At 60.5% G+C, this 18,517-nt stretch carries 20 protein-coding genes; 11 read left to right on the top strand and 9 right to left on the bottom strand.

The features are described from left to right. Nucleotides 1–304 precede the first annotated feature (304 nt). From ACR0LL_RS10040 to ACR0LL_RS10025, 4 genes are all read left to right on the top strand, one after another. A complete protein-coding gene (locus ACR0LL_RS10040; protein ID WP_480473625.1) occupies nt 305–646 on the top strand; it encodes an ArsR/SmtB family transcription factor in 342 nt (113 codons plus the stop codon). Nucleotides 647–706: 60 nt separating this feature from the next. Next, nucleotides 707–844, top strand: coding sequence for an entericidin A/B family lipoprotein (locus ACR0LL_RS10035; protein ID WP_209505735.1), 138 nt, complete (start codon nt 707–709; stop codon nt 842–844). 831 nt (nt 845–1,675) lie between these two features. Continuing rightward, nucleotides 1,676–2,092: a type II toxin-antitoxin system Phd/YefM family antitoxin gene (locus ACR0LL_RS10030; RefSeq protein ID WP_480586294.1), complete on the top strand. Its 417-nt coding sequence runs from the start codon at nt 1,676–1,678 to the stop codon at nt 2,090–2,092. Nucleotides 2,093–2,571: 479 nt separating this feature from the next. Next, nucleotides 2,572–3,294 carry a hypothetical protein gene (locus ACR0LL_RS10025; RefSeq protein WP_480586291.1) on the top strand — a complete coding sequence of 241 codons (723 nt, stop codon included), beginning with the start codon at nt 2,572–2,574 and terminating at the stop codon, nt 3,292–3,294. Between the two features lie 386 nt (nt 3,295–3,680). Here ACR0LL_RS10025 and ACR0LL_RS10020 read toward each other — a convergent pair whose 3' ends face one another. The 3 genes from ACR0LL_RS10020 to ACR0LL_RS10010 all read right to left on the bottom strand — a co-directional run bounded on the left by ACR0LL_RS10020 (nt 3,681) and on the right by ACR0LL_RS10010 (nt 7,457). Further along, entirely contained in the window at nt 3,681–4,301 is a 621-nt protein-coding gene (locus ACR0LL_RS10020) for a hypothetical protein (RefSeq protein ID WP_480586288.1), read from the bottom strand. 182 nt (nt 4,302–4,483) lie between these two features. Continuing rightward, the gene (gene lepA / locus ACR0LL_RS10015; RefSeq protein WP_480586285.1) at nt 4,484–6,283 is read right to left on the bottom strand and encodes a translation elongation factor 4; all 1,800 of its coding nucleotides are present in this window, start codon (nt 6,281–6,283) and stop codon (nt 4,484–4,486) included. Nucleotides 6,284–6,440: 157 nt separating this feature from the next. Continuing rightward, on the bottom strand, nt 6,441–7,457 hold the full coding sequence (locus ACR0LL_RS10010; RefSeq protein ID WP_480586282.1) for a hypothetical protein: 1,017 nt from the start codon (nt 7,455–7,457) through the stop codon (nt 6,441–6,443). A gap of 190 nt (nt 7,458–7,647) precedes the next feature. Here ACR0LL_RS10010 and ACR0LL_RS10005 point away from each other — a divergent pair, with 190 nt between their 5' ends. Next, nucleotides 7,648–7,956 carry a hypothetical protein gene (locus tag ACR0LL_RS10005; RefSeq protein ID WP_480473632.1) on the top strand — a complete coding sequence of 103 codons (309 nt, stop codon included), beginning with the start codon at nt 7,648–7,650 and terminating at the stop codon, nt 7,954–7,956. A 65-nt stretch (nt 7,957–8,021) separates the two neighbouring features. Beyond that, a complete protein-coding gene (locus ACR0LL_RS10000; RefSeq protein WP_480586279.1) occupies nt 8,022–8,975 on the top strand; it encodes a LysR family transcriptional regulator in 954 nt (317 codons plus the stop codon). Here the strand turns inward: ACR0LL_RS10000 and ACR0LL_RS09995 are convergent. Further along, a complete protein-coding gene (locus ACR0LL_RS09995; RefSeq protein ID WP_480586276.1) occupies nt 8,972–9,415 on the bottom strand; it encodes a low molecular weight protein-tyrosine-phosphatase in 444 nt (147 codons plus the stop codon). The genes ACR0LL_RS10000 and ACR0LL_RS09995 overlap by 4 nt on opposite strands. A 28-nt stretch (nt 9,416–9,443) precedes the next feature. Between ACR0LL_RS09995 and ACR0LL_RS09990 the strand changes: the two genes are divergently transcribed. Both ACR0LL_RS09990 and ACR0LL_RS09985 read left to right on the top strand, forming a co-directional pair. Next, nucleotides 9,444–10,142, top strand: a complete 699-nt coding sequence (locus ACR0LL_RS09990; RefSeq protein WP_480586273.1) for an NAD-dependent deacylase — start codon at nt 9,444–9,446, stop codon at nt 10,140–10,142. Between the two features lie 60 nt (nt 10,143–10,202). Beyond that, nucleotides 10,203–10,811, top strand: a complete 609-nt coding sequence (locus ACR0LL_RS09985; protein ID WP_480586270.1) for an HdeD family acid-resistance protein — start codon at nt 10,203–10,205, stop codon at nt 10,809–10,811. Nucleotides 10,812–10,903: 92 nt separating this feature from the next. Here the strand turns inward: ACR0LL_RS09985 and ACR0LL_RS09980 are convergent, their stop codons facing one another. The 5 genes from ACR0LL_RS09980 to meaB form a co-directional block, all read right to left on the bottom strand. Then, nucleotides 10,904–11,377 (bottom strand): copper chaperone PCu(A)C, encoded by a 474-nt coding sequence (locus ACR0LL_RS09980; RefSeq protein WP_480586266.1) that lies wholly within the window; start codon nt 11,375–11,377, stop codon nt 10,904–10,906. A 38-nt stretch (nt 11,378–11,415) separates the two neighbouring features. Further along, the gene (locus tag ACR0LL_RS09975; RefSeq protein ID WP_480586263.1) at nt 11,416–11,805 is read right to left on the bottom strand and encodes a hypothetical protein; all 390 of its coding nucleotides are present in this window, start codon (nt 11,803–11,805) and stop codon (nt 11,416–11,418) included. A 30-nt stretch (nt 11,806–11,835) separates the two neighbouring features. Beyond that, nucleotides 11,836–11,985, bottom strand: coding sequence for a hypothetical protein (locus ACR0LL_RS09970; protein WP_480484525.1), 150 nt, complete (start codon nt 11,983–11,985; stop codon nt 11,836–11,838). A 189-nt stretch (nt 11,986–12,174) separates the two neighbouring features. Then, nucleotides 12,175–12,462, bottom strand: coding sequence for a 50S ribosomal protein L28 (gene rpmB, locus ACR0LL_RS09965; RefSeq protein WP_008756960.1), 288 nt, complete (start codon nt 12,460–12,462; stop codon nt 12,175–12,177). A gap of 232 nt (nt 12,463–12,694) precedes the next feature. Beyond that, a complete protein-coding gene (gene meaB / locus ACR0LL_RS09960; RefSeq protein WP_209598140.1) occupies nt 12,695–13,666 on the bottom strand; it encodes a methylmalonyl Co-A mutase-associated GTPase MeaB in 972 nt (323 codons plus the stop codon). A gap of 173 nt (nt 13,667–13,839) precedes the next feature. Between meaB and hrpB the strand changes: the two genes are divergently transcribed. The 3 genes from hrpB to ACR0LL_RS09945 all read left to right on the top strand — a co-directional run bounded on the left by hrpB (nt 13,840) and on the right by ACR0LL_RS09945 (nt 18,512). Next, nucleotides 13,840–16,293 (top strand): ATP-dependent helicase HrpB, encoded by a 2,454-nt coding sequence (gene hrpB, locus ACR0LL_RS09955; RefSeq protein ID WP_480586260.1) that lies wholly within the window; start codon nt 13,840–13,842, stop codon nt 16,291–16,293. Between the two features lie 192 nt (nt 16,294–16,485). After that, a complete protein-coding gene (locus ACR0LL_RS09950; RefSeq protein WP_480586259.1) occupies nt 16,486–16,944 on the top strand; it encodes an NUDIX hydrolase in 459 nt (152 codons plus the stop codon). 89 nt (nt 16,945–17,033) lie between these two features. Next, entirely contained in the window at nt 17,034–18,512 is a 1,479-nt protein-coding gene (locus tag ACR0LL_RS09945; RefSeq protein ID WP_480586257.1) for an inorganic phosphate transporter, read from the top strand. Nucleotides 18,513–18,517 lie beyond the last annotated feature (5 nt).

The raw sequence follows: 18,517 nt of genomic DNA, 5'->3' as shown, positions 1-18,517 counted from the left end.
GAGTCTTAGTGTTGGCTCCGGGGGGCTGCAAGGGGGTGTCGGTGAGAACGCGGAATGAATGTGGATCGCCGTCAATAAGATTGTCACACCTGCCGCCGTCCCGCAGCTGCACCCTATCCATGATTGCGCCCCGCTAAATGGGCTGCGGGGAAAACGGCCGGGGGTTCCCCTTTTTTAATCACGGTTTTTTGATTCATACATATAGCAATAATTGATCGAAACATGTACTGAAGTGGCTCGCAGGCGACGAGCTTTACGTAACGGAAACTACGCCCGGTCAACGGGTTCACAAGGAACACATTCGATGGCACTTCCACAGCTGTCCCAGGACATGTCGCAACACGACCTGGATCGTATGGTCGATAATGCGACACGCGCGTCCAACTTCCTCAAGGCAATCAGTCACGAAGGCCGACTGATGATCCTGTGCCACCTGGTGTCCGGTGAGAAGTCGGTTACCGAGCTGGAGGAGCTGCTGTCCGCCAGACAAGCCGCTGTTTCACAACAGCTTTCCCGCCTACGGCTGGAGGGGCTCGTGATACCGCGCAGAGAGGGCAAAACCATCTTCTACCGGTTGGCCGATGACCGCCCGCGCCGGATGCTTGAGGTGGTGTACGAGCTGTTCTGCGGTGAGGACAAAGGCTAGCTCTGGCTTGGTGTCGAGAAAGGTGCTACCGAATCCGTATCGAGCACTGAGGAGACACACATGATCCGCGTAATTCTGATTGGCCTGAGCCTGTTTGCACTGACCGCCTGCGAAACTGCCAAAGGCGCGGGCAAAGATATCGAAAAGGCCGGGGATGCAATCCAGAACGCAGCTTCGGACGTGCAGGAAAGCCTGTAATACGCGCTTATCTTGCGGGCGGGCCGGACATTAACGCAATATATGGTTGAAGAGTGCGCCCATACGCAGTAGTCTAGCCCTACAGGTGCATAGACGCGGCATTGCATATCTGACACTAAATCGGGGCTCTTTCGCGCACGCAGAAGAGCCCCGTTCCCGTTCGGCAGGGGTGAGTGGTAGCCTGTATGAAACCGAATTTCGGCAAAGGAAAAGGCGTCAGGTGCGCAGACGCGGTCTTTGCATGTACCCTTTCGGATACGCCCTGACGCCTTACCGGGTCGACGTACCCCGAGGAGCACTCCGATCCAGTCGCCCCAGCCCCCTGAGAGGCTGTAGCCGCCGCTTTGTCCCCTAAGGTTCATCGCGACATGCATTGGCCGTCTGAGAAGATGGTCACGCGACCTGGGTCTGAGACCCATATCTGGCTGATCACCCACCGGTAAGCCTTTGCAGTTAAACGAAAATCCTAAGATCCGCCTTCCTCTGCCCAGACCCCCTTGGCCTTTGCGTCCCGCCCCGGTTCCGAAGACCCTGTGCGGTGAGATGACTTTTGCACCACGCCCTGCATCCGACAAGAAAATAGCACTGCAGCATGAAAATTAGACGGGGATAAGATGTTGATATCCGGCGGGAGAATTTTGTGGATAACCTGAGAAATGCCCATCCCGCGAAGGGTTGAGGGCGGAAAAATCCGGACATAATCCTGATCCCCGAAATCCGGGCGATGCTGCGGGTGCAAAACGCTCCGCGCGGCCCGTTAGGCCAAAATTGTGCGATTTGTACAACGCTCGGACCGCCAATCTTACGAATCGTACAGACGGAGATTCGCCGATGCGCTGCACCATTTCCTATGCCCGCGCCCATCTGGGGCCGCTGATCACCCGTGCCCAGGACCCGCGTGAGGTGATCATCCTGACCCGGCACGGCAAGCCGCTGGCTGCGCTGGTCTCGATGACCGAGGCCAACCGGATCTGGCAGTTGCAGGATGATGAGGAGATCGGGTGGAAGCACCCGCTGTCGGGGCTGCGGGGGATGTGGTCGAAAGGGCGCAACATCCCCGGTATGGAGCCGGGACCGGACGGCCGCTATGTCACCGCGCGCGAGGCCGCGCTGAAGGTCCGCGAGATCCAGATGACCCGCGCCGAGGAACGCCGCATTCTTGCGCGGGGCGGTCTGGATCCTGTCGCAGGCGGTGAAGTGGCCGCCCGGCCTGTCTCCGCACGATGGAGACGCTGGTTCCGTTTCTGAGAAGCGTTCCGGCACGGCGGTGGTACCAACACCCCCTCCGCCGCAATCCGTGAGCAACGGCGGCTCATACCCCTTAACAACCCGACCGGGCCGGAAACGCTTCGGTTCACCTGACGGGCCGGAACGGGGTCGAAAACAGTCCCGGTGCGCAGGCTACGGAATTCTCTGATCTGATGATCGGCACCGTCCTATGGGGTGCGGGCCGTGCTGGCCTGTTATTGAGATTGGATGCGCGCGCGGCGGTTGCAACCTGCGTGAAGGAAACTTCATCAAGGGTTTATGCGCGGGAAAGGTGGACAAGAAGAAATCCCCACCCTGCCCGGTATTGCGCATTGCGTTTTTCCTTCCAACACCGCGCGCCACAACTTAAACAGGGGTTTCAGGCCACTGCCCTCATCCGGGGCGTCCGATCCAACATGAAAAGCCCTAAACACAAGATGCGATTTCCAAAGCGACAACATCGAGAGTTCAAGAGCATTGTGCGCAGGTTCCGCAACGAGTTTTCGCTGTTCGTGCTGGAACAAAGCCGCGGACAGGTGCTGTGCGGGCCGATGAAGGGGTTTCGCTTTGTCGAAAACGCGTTCTGGGGCGGGCATTCGGATACGGCCACGAAAATCTTTGGCCTGTATGAGCAGCAGAACCTGAAGGTGCTGAGCAGCTCGGACAAGCCGGTGCTGGTGGATATCGGGGCGGCGGACGGCTTCTGGGGCGTCGGGCTGGTGGCCGCCGGGCAGTTTGAAAAAAGCGTTTGCTTTGAGGTTTCGGCAAAAGGCCGGGATGTCATCCGGGAAACGGCGGAACATAACGGCGTGGGCGACCGGGTGACGGTGTTTGGGGATGCGCTGACAGACACGGTTGAAAACATCGCAAGCGTGGCCCCCGACCCGGCGGACATCTTCTTTCTGATCGATATCGAGGGCGTCGAATTCCGCCTGTTGACCGAAGATTTTCTGTCGCATTTCCGCAGATCGGAGTTTCTGATCGAACTGCACCCCCAGATGGTGGAGGATGGCGATGCGAAACTGAAAGCGATCGAAGCGTTCTGCGCCGGGTATTTTGATATCGCCTATGTGGACGGAAGCGTGCGCGACACGTCCGAGATGGATGAGATCATCCGGTTGGGGGATGATTTCAAATGGCCGATCCTGTCCGAAGGTCGCGGTTTTCCGATGCAATGGTTGCATCTGGTGCCGCGCGGGTGAGGTGCGGGTCAGGCGGTTGACCCGCAGACCCAAGGGCCGCGAACGGCCAAAGCCCCAAGGACGCAACCGCCCAACCAACCCCACCCCGTAGGGCGGGCTTCAGCCCGCCACCGGATACAGCCCGTCCACGCGCGGTGGATTGGGGTCGGGGAAATGGGGGAGTGGAGGATTGGCGGGCTGAAGCCCGCCCTACGGGTGGTCGATGGAACCGAAGAGAGGCGCAAACGCGCCGCCCGTTTTGCCGGAGGCAAACCTTTGGTTTGTTTCGCCAAAGGCGAACCTTCGGTTCGACGGGCGGGTCATGCCGGAGGCATGCTTTCAGCATGACGCGGCCCGGCGGTGCCGCCGGTCGGGAAGAGTAATTAGTTTTCGAGCGCTTGAACAAATCACTTTTGAGTTTCAGCTGAAAACTTCAAATGTGGCCACATCTCATAAATCCAAGCAGCAAACACCGCTAACATGAACACCAAATATGTCACGGACCAAAATGCGCCATTGGTCTGAGCTGCCTCAAAAAAACCTCCCTCATCTCCAACTTCTCGATACCAAAGTCTGGATGCGGAAACTAAAGACGAGAATAGAAAATAAACCGCCATCAAGATCAAAAAGCTTGAGTTTGCGACCTTCACGACGGAAGGCGTCAGCTCGTTTGCGGCTTTTAAGTCCTTCAGGTAGTGCTCCCAGCCTGCGACGTTCTTGAACCGATTTTCGATACGCAATTCAATAAAACGTCCGGCTCTTGCAATGCCGTTTACTTCAATGACAAACAAGAATGACATCGCGACAACAACTAACGGAACAATATACAGAAATGCTCCTTCCATTACGCCAGAAATTTTCAAACCTGAAACGCTTGGTATTCCTAACGCAGCACCGGCAACAATAAAAAAGCGTCTCTGTTGCCGTTCGAGGATTTCTCTGCGAAGAGATTTGTACTGTTCTTCGAATATTACAATTTCATGGTCGCGTGTTTCAGTTAGCTTAAAGTGCCGATCATAATCACTCATTGGAAACGCCTAAAATATTAGCATTTCAACAACTTCTCATAGTCTGCACTTTCACTCAAGCTCACTCTGTGAGTTTGGAACGGCAAGTCTTAGTCAGCGATATCTTTGAAGCAATGCCCCCACCGGGTGCCGCACGCGTTTGGCTTTGCCAAACGCTTTCGCGCACTCGCACTAAAAATGGACTACGAGTCCATTTTTAGTGCGGAAATAAACGCCTCCTGCGGGATATCGACCTTCCCGAACTGGCGCATTTTTTTCTTACCCGCCTTCTGCTTGTCCAGCAGTTTGCGTTTCCGGGTGGCGTCGCCTCCGTAGCATTTGGCAGTCACGTCCTTGCGCAGGGCGGACAGGGTCTCGCGGGCGATGACCTTGCCTCCGATCGCGGCCTGGATCGGGATTTTGAACATGTGGCGCGGGATCAGGTCCTTGAGCTTTTCGCACATCGCGCGGCCCCGCATCTCGGCCCGGTCGCGGTGAACCATGGTCGACAGCGCATCGACCGGTTCGTCATTCACAAGGATCGACATCTTGACCAGCGCGTCCTGACGGTAGCCGGTCATCTGGTAGTCAAAGCTGGCATAGCCCTTGGTCACCGATTTCAGGCGGTCGTAGAAGTCAAAGACGACCTCGTTCAGGGGCAGGTCATAGACGACCATGGCGCGCTGGCCCGCATAGGTCAGGTCCATCTGGATGCCGCGGCGGTCCTGGCAGAGTTTCAGCACGTCGCCGAGATATTCGTCGGGCACCAGAATGGTCGCCTTGATACGCGGTTCCTCAAGGTGGTCGACCTTGGACAGGTCGGGCATGTCGGCGGGGTTGTGCAGCTCGATCATCTCACCGTCTTTCATGTAGACGTGATAGATCACGCTGGGCGCGGTGGTGATGAGGTCGATATCGTATTCACGCTCGATCCGGTCGCGGATGACCTCGAGGTGCAGAAGGCCAAGGAAGCCGCAGCGGAAGCCAAAGCCAAGCGCGGCCGAGGTTTCCATCTCATACGAGAACGAGGCGTCGTTCAGCGCCAGCTTCTCGATCGCGTCGCGCAGGTCTTCGAATTCGGCGGAATCCACCGGGAAGAGGCCACAGAACACCACCGGCTGCGCGGGTTTGAAGCCCGGCAGCGCGACTTCGGAGCCATTGCGGTCATTGGTGATGGTGTCGCCGACGCGGGTGTCGCGGACCTGCTTGATCGAGGCGGTGAGAAAGCCGATCTCACCCGGGCCGAGGCTGTCGATCATCTGCATTTCCGGGCGGAAGACACCGACGCGGTCGACATGGTGCAGGGTGCCGTTCGACATGAACTTGACCCGCATCCCCTTTTTCAGCGTGCCGTCCATGATGCGAACCAGAACAATGACGCCCAGATAGGCGTCGTACCACGAATCCACCAGCATCGCCTTGAGCGGCGCGTCCAGAGTACCCTGCGGCGCGGGCAGTTTGTGCACGATCGCTTCCAGCGTTTCGTGGATGCCCTGCCCGGTCTTGGCGCTGACCTGAATGGCGTCGCTTGCGTCGATACCGATCACGTCCTCGATCTGTTCGGCCACGCGGTCACAGTCGGACGCGGGCAGGTCGATCTTGTTGAGGACCGGCACGATCTCATGATCGGCGTCGATGGCTTGATACACGTTCGCCAGCGTCTGCGCCTCGACCCCTTGGGTGCTGTCCACAACCAGCAGCGAGCCTTCGACCGCGCGCATCGACCGGCTGACCTCATAGGCGAAATCCACGTGGCCGGGGGTGTCGATCAGGTTCAGCACATATGTCTCGCCATTATCGGCGGTATAGTCGATGCGAACGGTGTTGGCCTTGATGGTAATGCCACGCTCGCGCTCGATATCCATGCTGTCGAGCAGCTGTTCCTTCATGTCACGATCCTGCACTGTCCCGGTCTCCTGGATGAGCCGGTCAGCAAGGGTGGATTTGCCATGGTCGATATGCGCGACGATGGAGAAATTGCGGATATGAGCGAGGTCTGTCATGGGTTGGGGATATGCGTCGGAAATGGGCTGTGGTCAATGGTTCAAGACGAGTTGCTAATCCTAAGTTGGCATCATTGTGTTTTGAGCCCAAAAGCGAAGAGCAACCCAAGTTTCTTTATCGGGCTCAACTTGGAAAGCAACGGCGCGACACTTCGCTCTAAGGCATATGTAGTTGCTGCAGTTTCTGCATGTTGGACATGAAACAGTGATTGTACGTTACACCGGTATCGGAGTTCCAATGCCTAAGGTCGACAATTGAGCGAACAACGTCGCCTTCAATGCGTTTACTCGCCCAATATTGTTCATTGGCGATCAAGCTCTGTAGTGGGCTTCTTGGAGAATAAGGTGAGGCGAGCAACGCAGCAGCAGTCACCGTACAATCTGAGACCTCATCCACACAGTAACTGCTACAAAAGTTACGAATGGGGGTCCAGGCCACTATCTCTGAGCTAAGTTTCGTTGCTGTTTCCCTGATGCCGGCGTCACTAATCAATTCTCTTGGAGTAAATAGGCCCCAAGCTAGTTCGGAAGATAAGAAGCGATCATCTCCAGTATTAAGCCAAGCGAGCGATGCCGAACCTCCCAGATTGGAACCCTCCGAATTATGTTTCTGCAGGTACAATGCCCAGAACAAGAAGACGCTGGCGTCTTGGGGCAGTTTGTGGTCGAGGCCTTGTAAAACCTCAACCAAATCAGCCCCTTCACCATCGTAGAGCATAGATTGCGCTGCAAGCATCGCGGTAATTGGTTCACCAAGTTCGACCAACACTGCAATCGCAGGCGCTTTATTCTCTAATTTGGCAACTTGCAGCAGGGCAAGGGCCAGAGGCTCGGAGTTTTGCGCTTCCGTTAGCCATGATTTGCCCGACAGACCGCCAGGTTTTCGCAGCAGAGCTATGCGATCCTTGCGACCCATTTCGGACGTCACATGCGCATGAAAACTACTTCGACTTGCAATATTCCCCAGTAATATTTGAGCCGCAGCATTTCCATTTTGGGCCTGATCAGAAAGGCTTCGCAACGCGGCCAAATCGTCACCGTTCAACCAAGCTTGAACCGCTTCTATGAATTCTGGCGCGTCTTGACCTTGCAAAGAGGGCACTTCCGAAAAAGCCACAATTGGCGACAAACAAAGCAACGCTGACACAAAAATCGATTTGATAGAGATCGTCATCTTACCTCTTGATTTGACTGCTCATATTCACTTCCAATGTATCTCGGCGTGTGGATTCTTTACTTGGCTAATCAACACCGTTTGATTTGACTGTCAAAACAATTGATCCCGACTCCACTTTGATTCATACTCCGCCGCAGACCGAGAGGGGCGCCAGACCCGTCCGGGCAGGCAAAAACGAGGCTCGAGTATGAAACAGTTCCTCATTATCGCATTTTGTGCGGCATCGCTGACGGCGGTGGCTCAGGTCGCGGATGCGGCGCAGATCAGGCAGGCGTGCATGGCGTCGGACCGCTCGGCGGCGACGCGGGACCGGTGCAGCTGCATTCAGCGCGTGGCGGATCAGGCGTTGACGCGCAGTGATCAGAAAACCGTGGCGAAATGGTTCAAGGACCCCCATCAGGCGCAGGTGTTGAAGATGTCGAAATCCGCGCGCGATGATGCGCTGTGGGATCGGTACCAGAACTTTGGCCAGATGGCGCAGGCGATCTGCAGCTAACCCGTTCAGAATGCTTGACCTGATCCACGCTGCGTCCCAGAAAGGCGCAGCGAAAGGTGTATTGCATGGTAATGAAAGGGCTGACCCTGCGGGGCCTTGAAGTGTTCGAGGCATTGGCGCGGACGGGATCGGTGGCGCAGGCTGCCGAGATCACGGGGCTCAGCCAGCCATCCGTTTCGCAGCAATTGCGCAATCTGGAAAACGCACTGGGGACCGAATTGGTCGATCACGGGCGGCGGCCGATGCGGCTGACGCAGGCGGGGCGCAGTTTCCTTGCGCGGGCCGAGGCGGTTCTGTCCGAGCTGCACATGGCCCAGAGCGAGCTGTCGGTCATGGATCTGGGGCATCTGACCACGCTGTCGATCGGGCTGATCGATGATTTCGACAATGATCTGACGCCGCGGCTGGCCACCTTGCTGGCCGACAGCCTGACCCGGTCGAAATTCAAGCTGATCACCCTGTCGAGCCTTGATCTGTTCGAGGCGCTGGCCGAGCAGCGCCTGCATATGGCGGTCACCGCCCATAGCGGCGAAGTGCTGGAGGGGGTGGTCGAATACCCGCTGGTCCACGATCCGTTCATTCTGGTGGCACCGCAGGGATCGGGGGGCGTCGAGGCCGTGCAGGAGCGGCTGCCGTTTCTGCGCTATGCCCGCGAGCAGCTGATCAGCCGCCAGATCGAGGCGCATCTGGCGCGCCGGTCGCAGGTGTTCGAGGAACGGTTCGAGATCGGCTCGCACATGGCGCTGATGGCCATGGTGGCGCGGGGTCTGGGCTGGGCCATCACGACGCCGCTGGGCTTCATGCGCGCGGCGCGGTTCCATGAGGGGCTGGAGGCGCACCCTGCCCCGTTCGGGGAGTTCTCGCGCAACATATCGCTGCTGGCGCGCACCGAGTGGTCCGATCAGGTCCCGCAGGAGGTTGCGAGTATGACCCGGCGTCTGATGCAGAACCAGATCGTGGACCCGGCGCTTGCCAAGCTGCCCTGGCTGAGTGGCCAGTTGCGGGTGACCGGCGGCTAGGTGTCCAGATGGGCGGCAAGCCCGTCAACCGCTGCTTCGATCAGGTCCAGAGCACCGTCGAAATCCCGCGTGTAATACGGATCGGGTACATGATCGACACCGGTCTGAGGGGCGAAATCCGTCAGCAGGCGAACCGGCGTGCCGTTACCCGGCGGGCGCAGATCTTCGATATCGGCGATGTTTTGGTCATCCATGCCGATGATCAGGTCGAACCGGTTGAAATCGGCAGCCGTGAAGCTTCGGGCCCGCAGATCGTCCAGGTCGATGCCACGGCGTCTCGCCGCGGTCTGCATCGGTCCATAGGGCGGTTTCCCCGCATGCCAGCCCATGGTTCCGGCACTATCGGTTACGTGATGCGGCGCGCGGGCGCGAAAAACGCCCTCTGCCGCAGGCGAGCGGCAAATATTGCCCAGGCAGACAAAGAGGATACGGTGTGACATGCACCAAGCTGTACCGCGCGGAGGAGAAATGGAAAAGATCGTGATTCTGACCGGGGCCGGTATATCCGCCGAAAGCGGGTTGAGCACCTTTCGCGATGAGGGTGGATTGTGGGCCCAGCACCGCATCGAAGATGTCGCCACACCGGAAGGATTCGCCCGCGACCCCGCACTGGTTCAAGGGTTTTACAATGCGCGGCGGGTTCAGGCCTCCAAAGTTCAACCCAATGCCGCACATGAAGCACTGGCCCGGCTGCAACGGGACTGGCCCGGAGACGTCGTGATCGTAACCCAGAACGTGGACAGCCTGCACGAGGCGGGCGGCGCAAAGGATGTCATCCACATGCACGGAACTTTGGCGGGCGCGCTGTGTTCAGCCTGTGGCCATCGCTGGACTGCCCCGCCCGAAATGGCGGTTGGAGAATCCTGCCCCGCCTGTGCGCGGCCCACGGCCCGGCCCGATGTGGTCTGGTTTGGTGAAATGCCCTATTTCATGGACGAGATTTATGACCACCTGAGCAGCGCGTGGCTTTTTGCCGCCATTGGCACCTCGGGTCAGGTTTATCCGGCAGCAGCGTTCGTGCACGAAGCACAAGCGGCGGGCGCTCGGACGATCGAGATCAATCTGGAACCGTCGCCGGGCGCATCCGGGTTTGATGAAAGAGTTGTCGGCAAAGCGACCCAGACAGTTCCGCGATGGGTCGGGCACCTGCTTGCGCCGCATAGTTAAAGTACAGACAACACTCGCTTAATTCGGTTAGAATGCCCCGAAACGACTGGAGGACAAGACATGACGGATCAGGACCCCCGGACCGGTGAAATTCTGGATGAAGGCAGCATGGCCGGGCGCGACATGCTGGGAGAGCAGCTTTCCAGCCTGTGGTGGACCTTTCTGCTGCGCGGAGTATTGGCCGGGCTTGTCGGTATTGCAGCGCTGTTCTGGCCGTCTGGCAGCATCGCGTTGCTGCTGCGGCTGGTTGGCGTGCTGCTGATCCTCGATGGTGGCCTGACACTTTTGGGCGTTGGGCGTCGCGGGGTAATGGGCGGCGCTGCAATCGGTGCGCTTCTGATCGGGCTTGTCCTGCTGATCTGGCCGGAAGGCACGGTCAAACTGGCCTTTTTCCTCATGGGCGCATGGGCGCTGATTATCGGGATCGGTTCGCTGGCGGCATCTGGGCAAATGCACGAGAGAGACCCTCAACGCGGCTCCATGCGCGCCTCGGGTTTTGTCGCGCTTGTGGTCGGGCTTGTTTTGATGATCTGGCCGGCGGTCGCGCTTGTTGCACTTGGATGGGGCATCGCCTTTTCGGCACTGGCCATTGCCGCGGTCATGTTCTGGCTGGCGTCCCGATTCCGCCAGGCCGGTGACCGTGTCGGTATGAAAACCATCAACAAATAGCACTGTCCGCAGCCGCATGGAAAACAGGCCGGGCAAAGCCCGGCCTGACGCATGGATGAGGGCCGCAGCGCGGCCGGAAGACAGGCGCTGCCCTAGTTCGAATGTGATCCGTGGCCGCCTTTGTCCTGACGCTCCAGATCCACGGGGATCTCGATCTCGACCTCGCCTGCCTTTTCAAAGATCAGCGTGACCGGCACCATGGCGTCCTGTTCGAACGGGGCCGTCAGCCCCATGAACATCACATGGTCGCCGCCACGTTTCAGCATGTGGGTTTCACCGGCCGGAATGGCAAAGCCTTCTTCGACATGCACCATCTTGGCCACGCCGTTTTCATCGACCTTGTGGGTGTGCAATTCCACGCGCGCTGCCGCGTCCGAGGTTACACCGATCAGCCGGTCATCGGCGTCGCCCTGATTGTGGATCATCATGAACGCGGCTCCGGCGATGGCGGTCTTGCCCGAGGACCGGGCATAGGCGTCGTCAACCGTGATGGGGCCTTCGGCAAAGGCGGGGATGGCCAGCGACACGGCGGCCAGAGTTGCAAGCAGAGTGGTTTTGAGGGACATCGCGCCTCTCCTGTATAAAGGTTTGAAAAGGGTGGGTTTCAAACGCTGACAGGAGGCGCGCGGGCCGGGGTTGCGGGAACCGGCAGGGCGATCTGGTTGCCCAGATGCCGCAGCGGTGACGGCTGCGCCTGTTCCGGTGCGGCTGGCAGTGCCGGTTCGGCAACTGCAACGGCCCCCAGCAGGGATATCGCGTAGTCCGGGCAATAATGCGGCGGTGCAGTCGGTTGCCCGTTTTCGTCCATATAGACGACGACCGGGCCGGTGCCCGTACACAGCACCATCTGGCCCACGGCATTGTCCATGCCGCGCGACATGGCCAGCCCCTGCCCGGTCAGAACCAGTAGCAGGGACAGCGCATAAGGCAGAAATCTGGTAACAACAGGTCTCATCCTGACCCAGCTATAGGTCAGCAGCGGGAAAAGCTTCAAGCGCCAAAGGGTCGCGCTTGAAGCTGTTTTTCAATAATCCAGTCCGGGTCTTTTCACCCTGTCTGTGGTGAAGCTGGTATGGGACCGGTTCACCCAGCGCTGCATCCGTGTGCAGGTCGCAATCGCCTTGCGGAATACCGCGGCCAGAAACAGGAAAAGATAAAAACTTTTTAACGTCATAATGTGGCCCCCGCCTGATGAATGACAGTGACGTTAGGTCAGATTCGCAATCCTGTATGTGAAGAAGTTCACCAATGGCGAAAAATTAGTTCCAGATTGAGAACAATGAGGGCCGAAAGGGGCTGGCCCAACAGAAAAGGCCCCGCACCGAGAGGGTGCAGGGCCTGAAATTCTGTTGGTTGAAAGACCTTAGGCCGAAGCTTGCGCCTTGGCGATTTCTTTCTTCACTTTCAGAGCGTTTGCCGACAGCTCATCATCCTTGGCTTTAGCCAGGAACGCGTCCAGACCACCGCGGTGGTCAACCGAACGCAGCGCAGCCGCCGAGATGCGCAGCTTGACGCCACGGCCCAGAGTTTCGGACTGCAGGGTAACGTCGTTCAGGTTCGGCAGAAAACGACGACGAGTTCTGTTTTTGGCGTGGCTGACATTGTTGCCAGTCATCGGGCCTTTTCCGGTCAGTTCGCAACGGCGCGACATGGTTTCTTCCTTTGTTTCTGGAGGCCGGGCTGGATACCCGCGGCCAAATCACAAGGGGCGCAACCCGAAGTCGCGCCCGAAAACTGGTTGGATGCGTGTAGTGGGAATCGCACGGAGGGTCAAGACGGGCCGCGCGAAATCTTTCATTTTGCCTGCCACGCAGGAATGGCCCGGACGGGCCATGCCGTTGGCGAGAGTATTTGGCAAAAGGTGAAACGTCTATGACGGCCCTTTAGCCGAGCGTGTCCAGAAGCTGACCGGCAGCGACCGCCGGGCTGAGTCGCCCTTGCGAGACTTCGTCGTTCAGGCGCTCCATCTCGGCGCGGGCCTGCGGTGTGTCGAGGCGGGCGAGAAGGGCGTGGCGGACCTCCTGATCGAACCAGTAGCGGGCCTGGGCAGCGCGGTTGGCCTCCCAGATACCTGTGTCGCGGCGCCATTGGGTCAGGGTTTGCATTTCGTCCCAGGCCTGTTCCAGCCCGTGTTCTTCGACGGCGGAAACGGTCATCGCCTTGGGGAAGCCTTCGGGGTCCTGTGGGCGTTTGCGCAGCAGCCGCAGTGCGCCGGCATAATCCGCGCAGGTGCGGGTGGCGGTCGCTTTCAGGTCGCCATCGGCCTTGTTGACCAGAATGATATCGGCCATTTCCATGATGCCGCGTTTGACGCCCTGCAACTCGTCCCCGCCCGCCGGGGCCAGCAGCAGCAGAAACAGGTCAGACAGTTCGGACACCACCGTTTCCGACTGCCCCACGCCCACGGTTTCGATCAGCACCACGTCATAGCCTGCGGCCTCGCACAGGGCGATGGCCTCGCGGGTGCGGCGGGCGACCCCGCCAAGGTGGCTCTGGCTGGGAGAGGGACGGATGAAGGCGTTCTGCTCGCGGCTCAGGCGTTCCATCCGGGTCTTGTCGCCCAGGATCGAGCCACCCGAGCGGGCCGAGCTGGGGTCGACCGCTAGAACCGCGACGCGCAGCCCCTGCCCGGTCAGCATCATGCCAAAGCTTTCGATGAAGGTGGACTTGCCCACGCCGGGCGTGCCGGACAGGCCGATGCGCAGCGCCTGACGGCCCGAACCGGCAAGCTGTGCCAGAAGGTCGCTGGCCTGTGCCCGGTGATCGGCGCGGTTGCTTTCAACAAGGGTGATCGCACGCGCCAGCGCCCGACGCTCGCCCTTCAGAATTCTGTCGCTCAGGCTGTCTGTCTGCATTCTTGTCCCGATCCTAGAGGCAGGAACAGTTGCCGTGCTTGGGGGGTGTTTGTCCAGACCGGAGGCGGCAGGAAGTGCGAAGATCGCGCAGCCTGCGTCATTTCGTGCGGGGCGATTTGCTGATGTGAGCGCGGAAACTGGACGCCACCTGCGGGATCGCGGATAAGGGCCGGATGACCCTACGCCTGCCCATAGACGATGCCATACCCGGCCTGCTGGACACCCTGCGCGCGCAGGGGCGGGCCGTGCTGCAAGCACCGCCCGGTGCGGGCAAGACCACGCGGGTTCCGCTGGCGATGCTGGAGGCGGGTCTGTGCGGCGGCAGGATCGTGATGCTGGAGCCCCGGCGACTGGCTGCACGGGCCGCGGCAGAGCGGATGGCAGAGACACTGGGAGAGCGCGCAGGCCAGAGTGTTGGCTATCGCGTGCGGGGCGACGCGAAAGTGTCAAAAGACACAAGGATCGAGGTGGTGACCGAGGGCATTCTGACCCGGATGCTGCAATCGGACCCTGACCTGCCGGGCATCGGCGCGGTGATCTTTGATGAATTCCACGAACGCTCACTCAACGCGGATCTGGGGTTGGCGCTGTGCCTTGAGGTCACGGGCGCGTTGCGGGACGATCTGATTCTGCTGGCCATGTCGGCCACGCTGGACGCAGACCCGGTGGGGCGCCTGATGGCTGCGCCGCTGGTTACGTCGGAAGGGCGGAGTTATCCCGTCGAAATGCGCTGGCTGGATCGGCCATTGGGGCCACAGGCGCGGCGGCTGGATGCATTGGTCGATCTGGTCGTTGAGGCCGAGCGCGAGACCTGCGCCACCGGTGGCGGGATGTTGGTGTTTCTGCCCGGTGAGGGTGAAATCCGGCGGGCTGAGGCAGCCTTGACCGGACGCCTGCCCGCCAGTTGCACGGTGCGCCCGCTGTTCGGGGCCATGCCCTTTGCGGCCCAGCGCGCGGCGATTGCCCCGGTTGAGACCGGGCGCAAGGTGGTGCTGGCGACGTCGATTGCCGAAACCTCGCTGACGATCCCCGATATCCGGGTGGTGGTGGATATGGGGCAAGCACGGCGGGCGCGGTTCGATCCGGGCTCGGGCATGTCCCGGCTGGTGACCGAGCGGGTAACACGGGCCGAGGCCACGCAACGCGCAGGTCGTGCGGGCCGTGTGGCCGAGGGGCTGTGTTACCGGCTGTGGTCAAAGGGGGAGGATGGCGCGCTGGCCGCGTACCCGCCTGCCGAGATTGAAGCCGCCGATTTGACCGGGCTGGCGCTGGAGCTGGCGCTGTGGGGCGCGGATGCCGCCGATCTGGCCTTTCTGACCCCGCCACCCGAAGGCGCGATGGCCGAGGCGCGTGCCCTTCTGGCGATGCTGGGCGCGCTGGACAGCAAGGGGCGGATCACCGAACACGGGCGGGCGCTGGCGGCGCTGCCGTTGCATCCCCGGCTGGGGCATATGCTGGTGCGGGCCGGACCGAGTGCCGCGCCTTTGGCCGCCTTGATGGCCGAGCGCGACCCCCTGCGCGGCGCGCCGGTGGATATCGCCTTGCGGCAAGAGGCACTGCGGGATGTGCGCACCTTTCAGCGCAACCGGGTCTGGCAGGTGAACTTGGGGGCCGTGGATCGGATCAACGCCGAGGCCAAGCGGTTGAGGAAACAGGCCGGAAGCAAGACGGATGATCTGAGCGCTGCTGCCATGGCCGCCCTCGCCTATCCCGACCGTATCGGACAGCGGCGCAAGGGCGATGCGCCGCGTTATGTGTTGTCGGGGGGTAAGGGTGTCGTGCTGGACAGCGGCGATTCGCTGGCCGCCGCGCCTTTTCTGGTTGTCACTGACACCGATGGCAACCCGCGCGAGGCAAAGGTGCGGATGGCCACCCAGATTTCGGAACGCGAGATCCGCGAACTGTTCGCCGATCAGATCGATTGGGTCGAGGTTTGCACCTGGTCGAAACGCGAACGGCGGGTCGTGTCCCGGCAGCAGGAGCGGTTCGGGGCGATCACGCTGGACGACCGCATCTGGAAGGATGTCCCGGACGACGCCTTGGCGCGCGCGATGCTGGACGGGGTGCGCGATCTGGGGTTGCGGCTGGACGGGGCCGCCGCACGGCTGGCCGCGCGGGTGGAACTGGTGCGTGCCGACGGGGTGGACCTGCCCGACTTTTCGGTCGAAGGTCTTATGGCCGAGCTGGACGACTGGCTGTTGCCGATGCTGTCCGGTGTCAAAAGCGCAGAGGACTGGAAACGGTTCGACCTGCTGCCCGCCTTGCGCGCGCGGTTGGACTGGACCCAGACCCAGGAGCTGGACCGCCGCGCGCCGGGATCGTTTGAAACACCGCTGGGGCGAAAGGTGCCGATCGACTATGGCGCGGCGGTCCCCGAAATATCGGTTCGGTTGCAGGAGCTGTTCGGCGTGACCCGGCATCCGGTGGTCGGCGGACAGCCCCTGAAGATCACCCTGCTGTCCCCGGCGCAGCGCCCGATCCAGATTACCCGCGATCTGCCGGGGTTCTGGGCCGGGTCTTATGCGGATGTGCGCAAGGATATGCGGGCGCAATACCCCAAACACCTCTGGCCCGAAGACCCGACACAGGCCGACCCGACGCTGAGGGCCAAACGCAGGCGGGATTAGACCCATTACTGCGTCGCTTCCGGCAAGCGGCTCGGGCTTTCGGGGCTGTTGCGCGAAATCTCACAAATCACAGTAAATTGACCGAAAATCCGGTCATAATCAGAAATAAGCGGACATTTCATTGAAGTCTGGCATTATTGTTGTTACGTCACACAGGTTTCGAAGACAGAAACAGGATTTGAAGAACATCACATGAGTGCTTGGCTGCGAAATATCTGGGAAGAGGTCGGACGCCCCTTGTTCCTGCGCCCTCAACGGGTGCAGTTTGCGGCCCTGTGTACACGCAGGCATGAGGATCGGGACGAGGTTCTGCTGATCACCAGCCGCGAAACCGGGCGCTGGATCATCCCGAAAGGCTGGCCTGTCAATGGTCTGGACGGGTTGGAGACGGCCCTGCTGGAGGCATGGGAAGAGGCTGGCGTGCGCGCAGAAGCGGTCGACAAGGAGCCCGTCGGCCAATTCACCTATGACAAGATCTTCAAGGGCGGGTCGGCACAGTCGGTCCTGACCCGTGTCTACCGGGTTTCCGTGCACGAGCTGGCGGATGATTTTCCCGAAGTGGACAAGCGCAAACGTCAGTGGTTTTCACCGGCAGAAGCCGCCAAACGGGTTCAGGAGCCCGAGTTGCAGGCGCTGCTGCGACAGATGTAGCCGTTTCGCAACAATTTGATGGCTGCGCGCTTGCCCCTGAACCGGGAAACCGTTAGCTGCGGGCGATCTGCCAATCTTTGACCAAGCCCATGTCTGACACAAATTCAAAACCGCGCTGGCAGTCGCTTGACAGCGACCTGCAACGCATCTCGCGCGTAGAAATCGCCAATCTTCACGTCGCCCGCCCGCTGCTGGCGCCGGGAATTGCACTGGCGTTCATGGTGCTTGCCGGATTGATGGCGGCGGTGCTGTTCGGTCGGGCCGACGGCACCTATGTCGTCGTGGCTGCGGCCGCGTTCGGGGCCTATATGGCGATCAATATCGGCGCCAATGACGTCGCCAACAACATGGGCCCCGCGGTGGGTGCGAACGCGCTGACCATGGGCGGTGCCATCGTGATTGCCGCCGTTGCCGAAAGCGCGGGCGCGTTGCTTGCGGGAGGCGATGTGGTCTCGACCATCTCGAAGGGGATCATCGACCCGGCCTCGGTGCAGAACAGTAACGTGTTCATCTGGGCCATGATGGCGGCGCTGATCTCGTCCGCCATGTGGGTCAATCTGGCGACCTGGATCGGTGCGCCGGTGTCGACAACGCATTCGGTTGTGGGCGGGGTCATGGGCGCGGGGATTGCCGCTGCCGGTCTGAGCGCGGTGAGCTGGGGCACGATGGGCGCGATTGCGGCCAGCTGGGTGATCTCTCCGGTTCTTGGGGGCGTCATTGCGGCGGCATTCCTGGCGCTGATCAAGACCAAGATCCAGTATCAGGACGACAAGATCGCCGCCGCGCGGCGTTGGGTGCCGATCCTTGTGGCGGTGATGGCGGCAGCGTTCGCCACCTACCTGTCGGTCAAGGGTCTGAAGCGGATCGTCAAGATTGATCTGCAGATGGCGCTGCTGATCGGTCTGGGCAGCGGTGTGCTGGTCTGGGCGCTGACGGTTCCCTGGGTGCGTCGCAAGTCCGAGGGGCTGGAGAACCGGACCCGGTCGCTGAAAACCCTGTTTGGCCTGCCATTGGTGATATCGGCCGCGTTTCTGAGCTTTGCCCACGGCGCCAATGACGTGGCCAACGCGGTCGGCCCCCTGGCGGCGATTGTCCACGCGGCAGAGTTCGGGGATTTCGCCCAAAAGGTTTCCATCCCGCTATGGGTGATGATCATCGGCGCGTTCGGGATATCGTTCGGCCTGTTCCTGTTCGGGCCCAAGCTGATCCGGATGGTCGGCAGCCAGATCACCAAGCTGAACCCGATGCGGGCGTTTTGCGTGGCGCTGTCAGCGGCGATCACGGTCATTGTCGCCAGCTGGCTGGGCCTGCCGGTCAGTTCCACGCATATCGCCGTTGGCGCAATTTTCGGCGTCGGGTTCTATCGTGAGTGGCAGTCGGATCGCAGGCGGAAACAGAACAATGGGCGAAACGCGACAGCGCAGAAGCTGGCCCCGGAAGAATACCGGCGGCGCAAGCTGGTGCGGCGGTCGCATTTCATGACGATCGTTGCGGCCTGGGTCGTGACCGTGCCTGCCGCAGCCGCCATGTCGGCCGTGATTTTCTGGACATTGACCAGATTCGTCTGACGACC

The sequence above is a fragment of the Ruegeria sp. AI2 genome (assembly GCF_056541275.1).
Note: the sequence above shows the minus strand (reverse complement) of the source record. Positions and strands in the feature narration are given on the sequence as shown.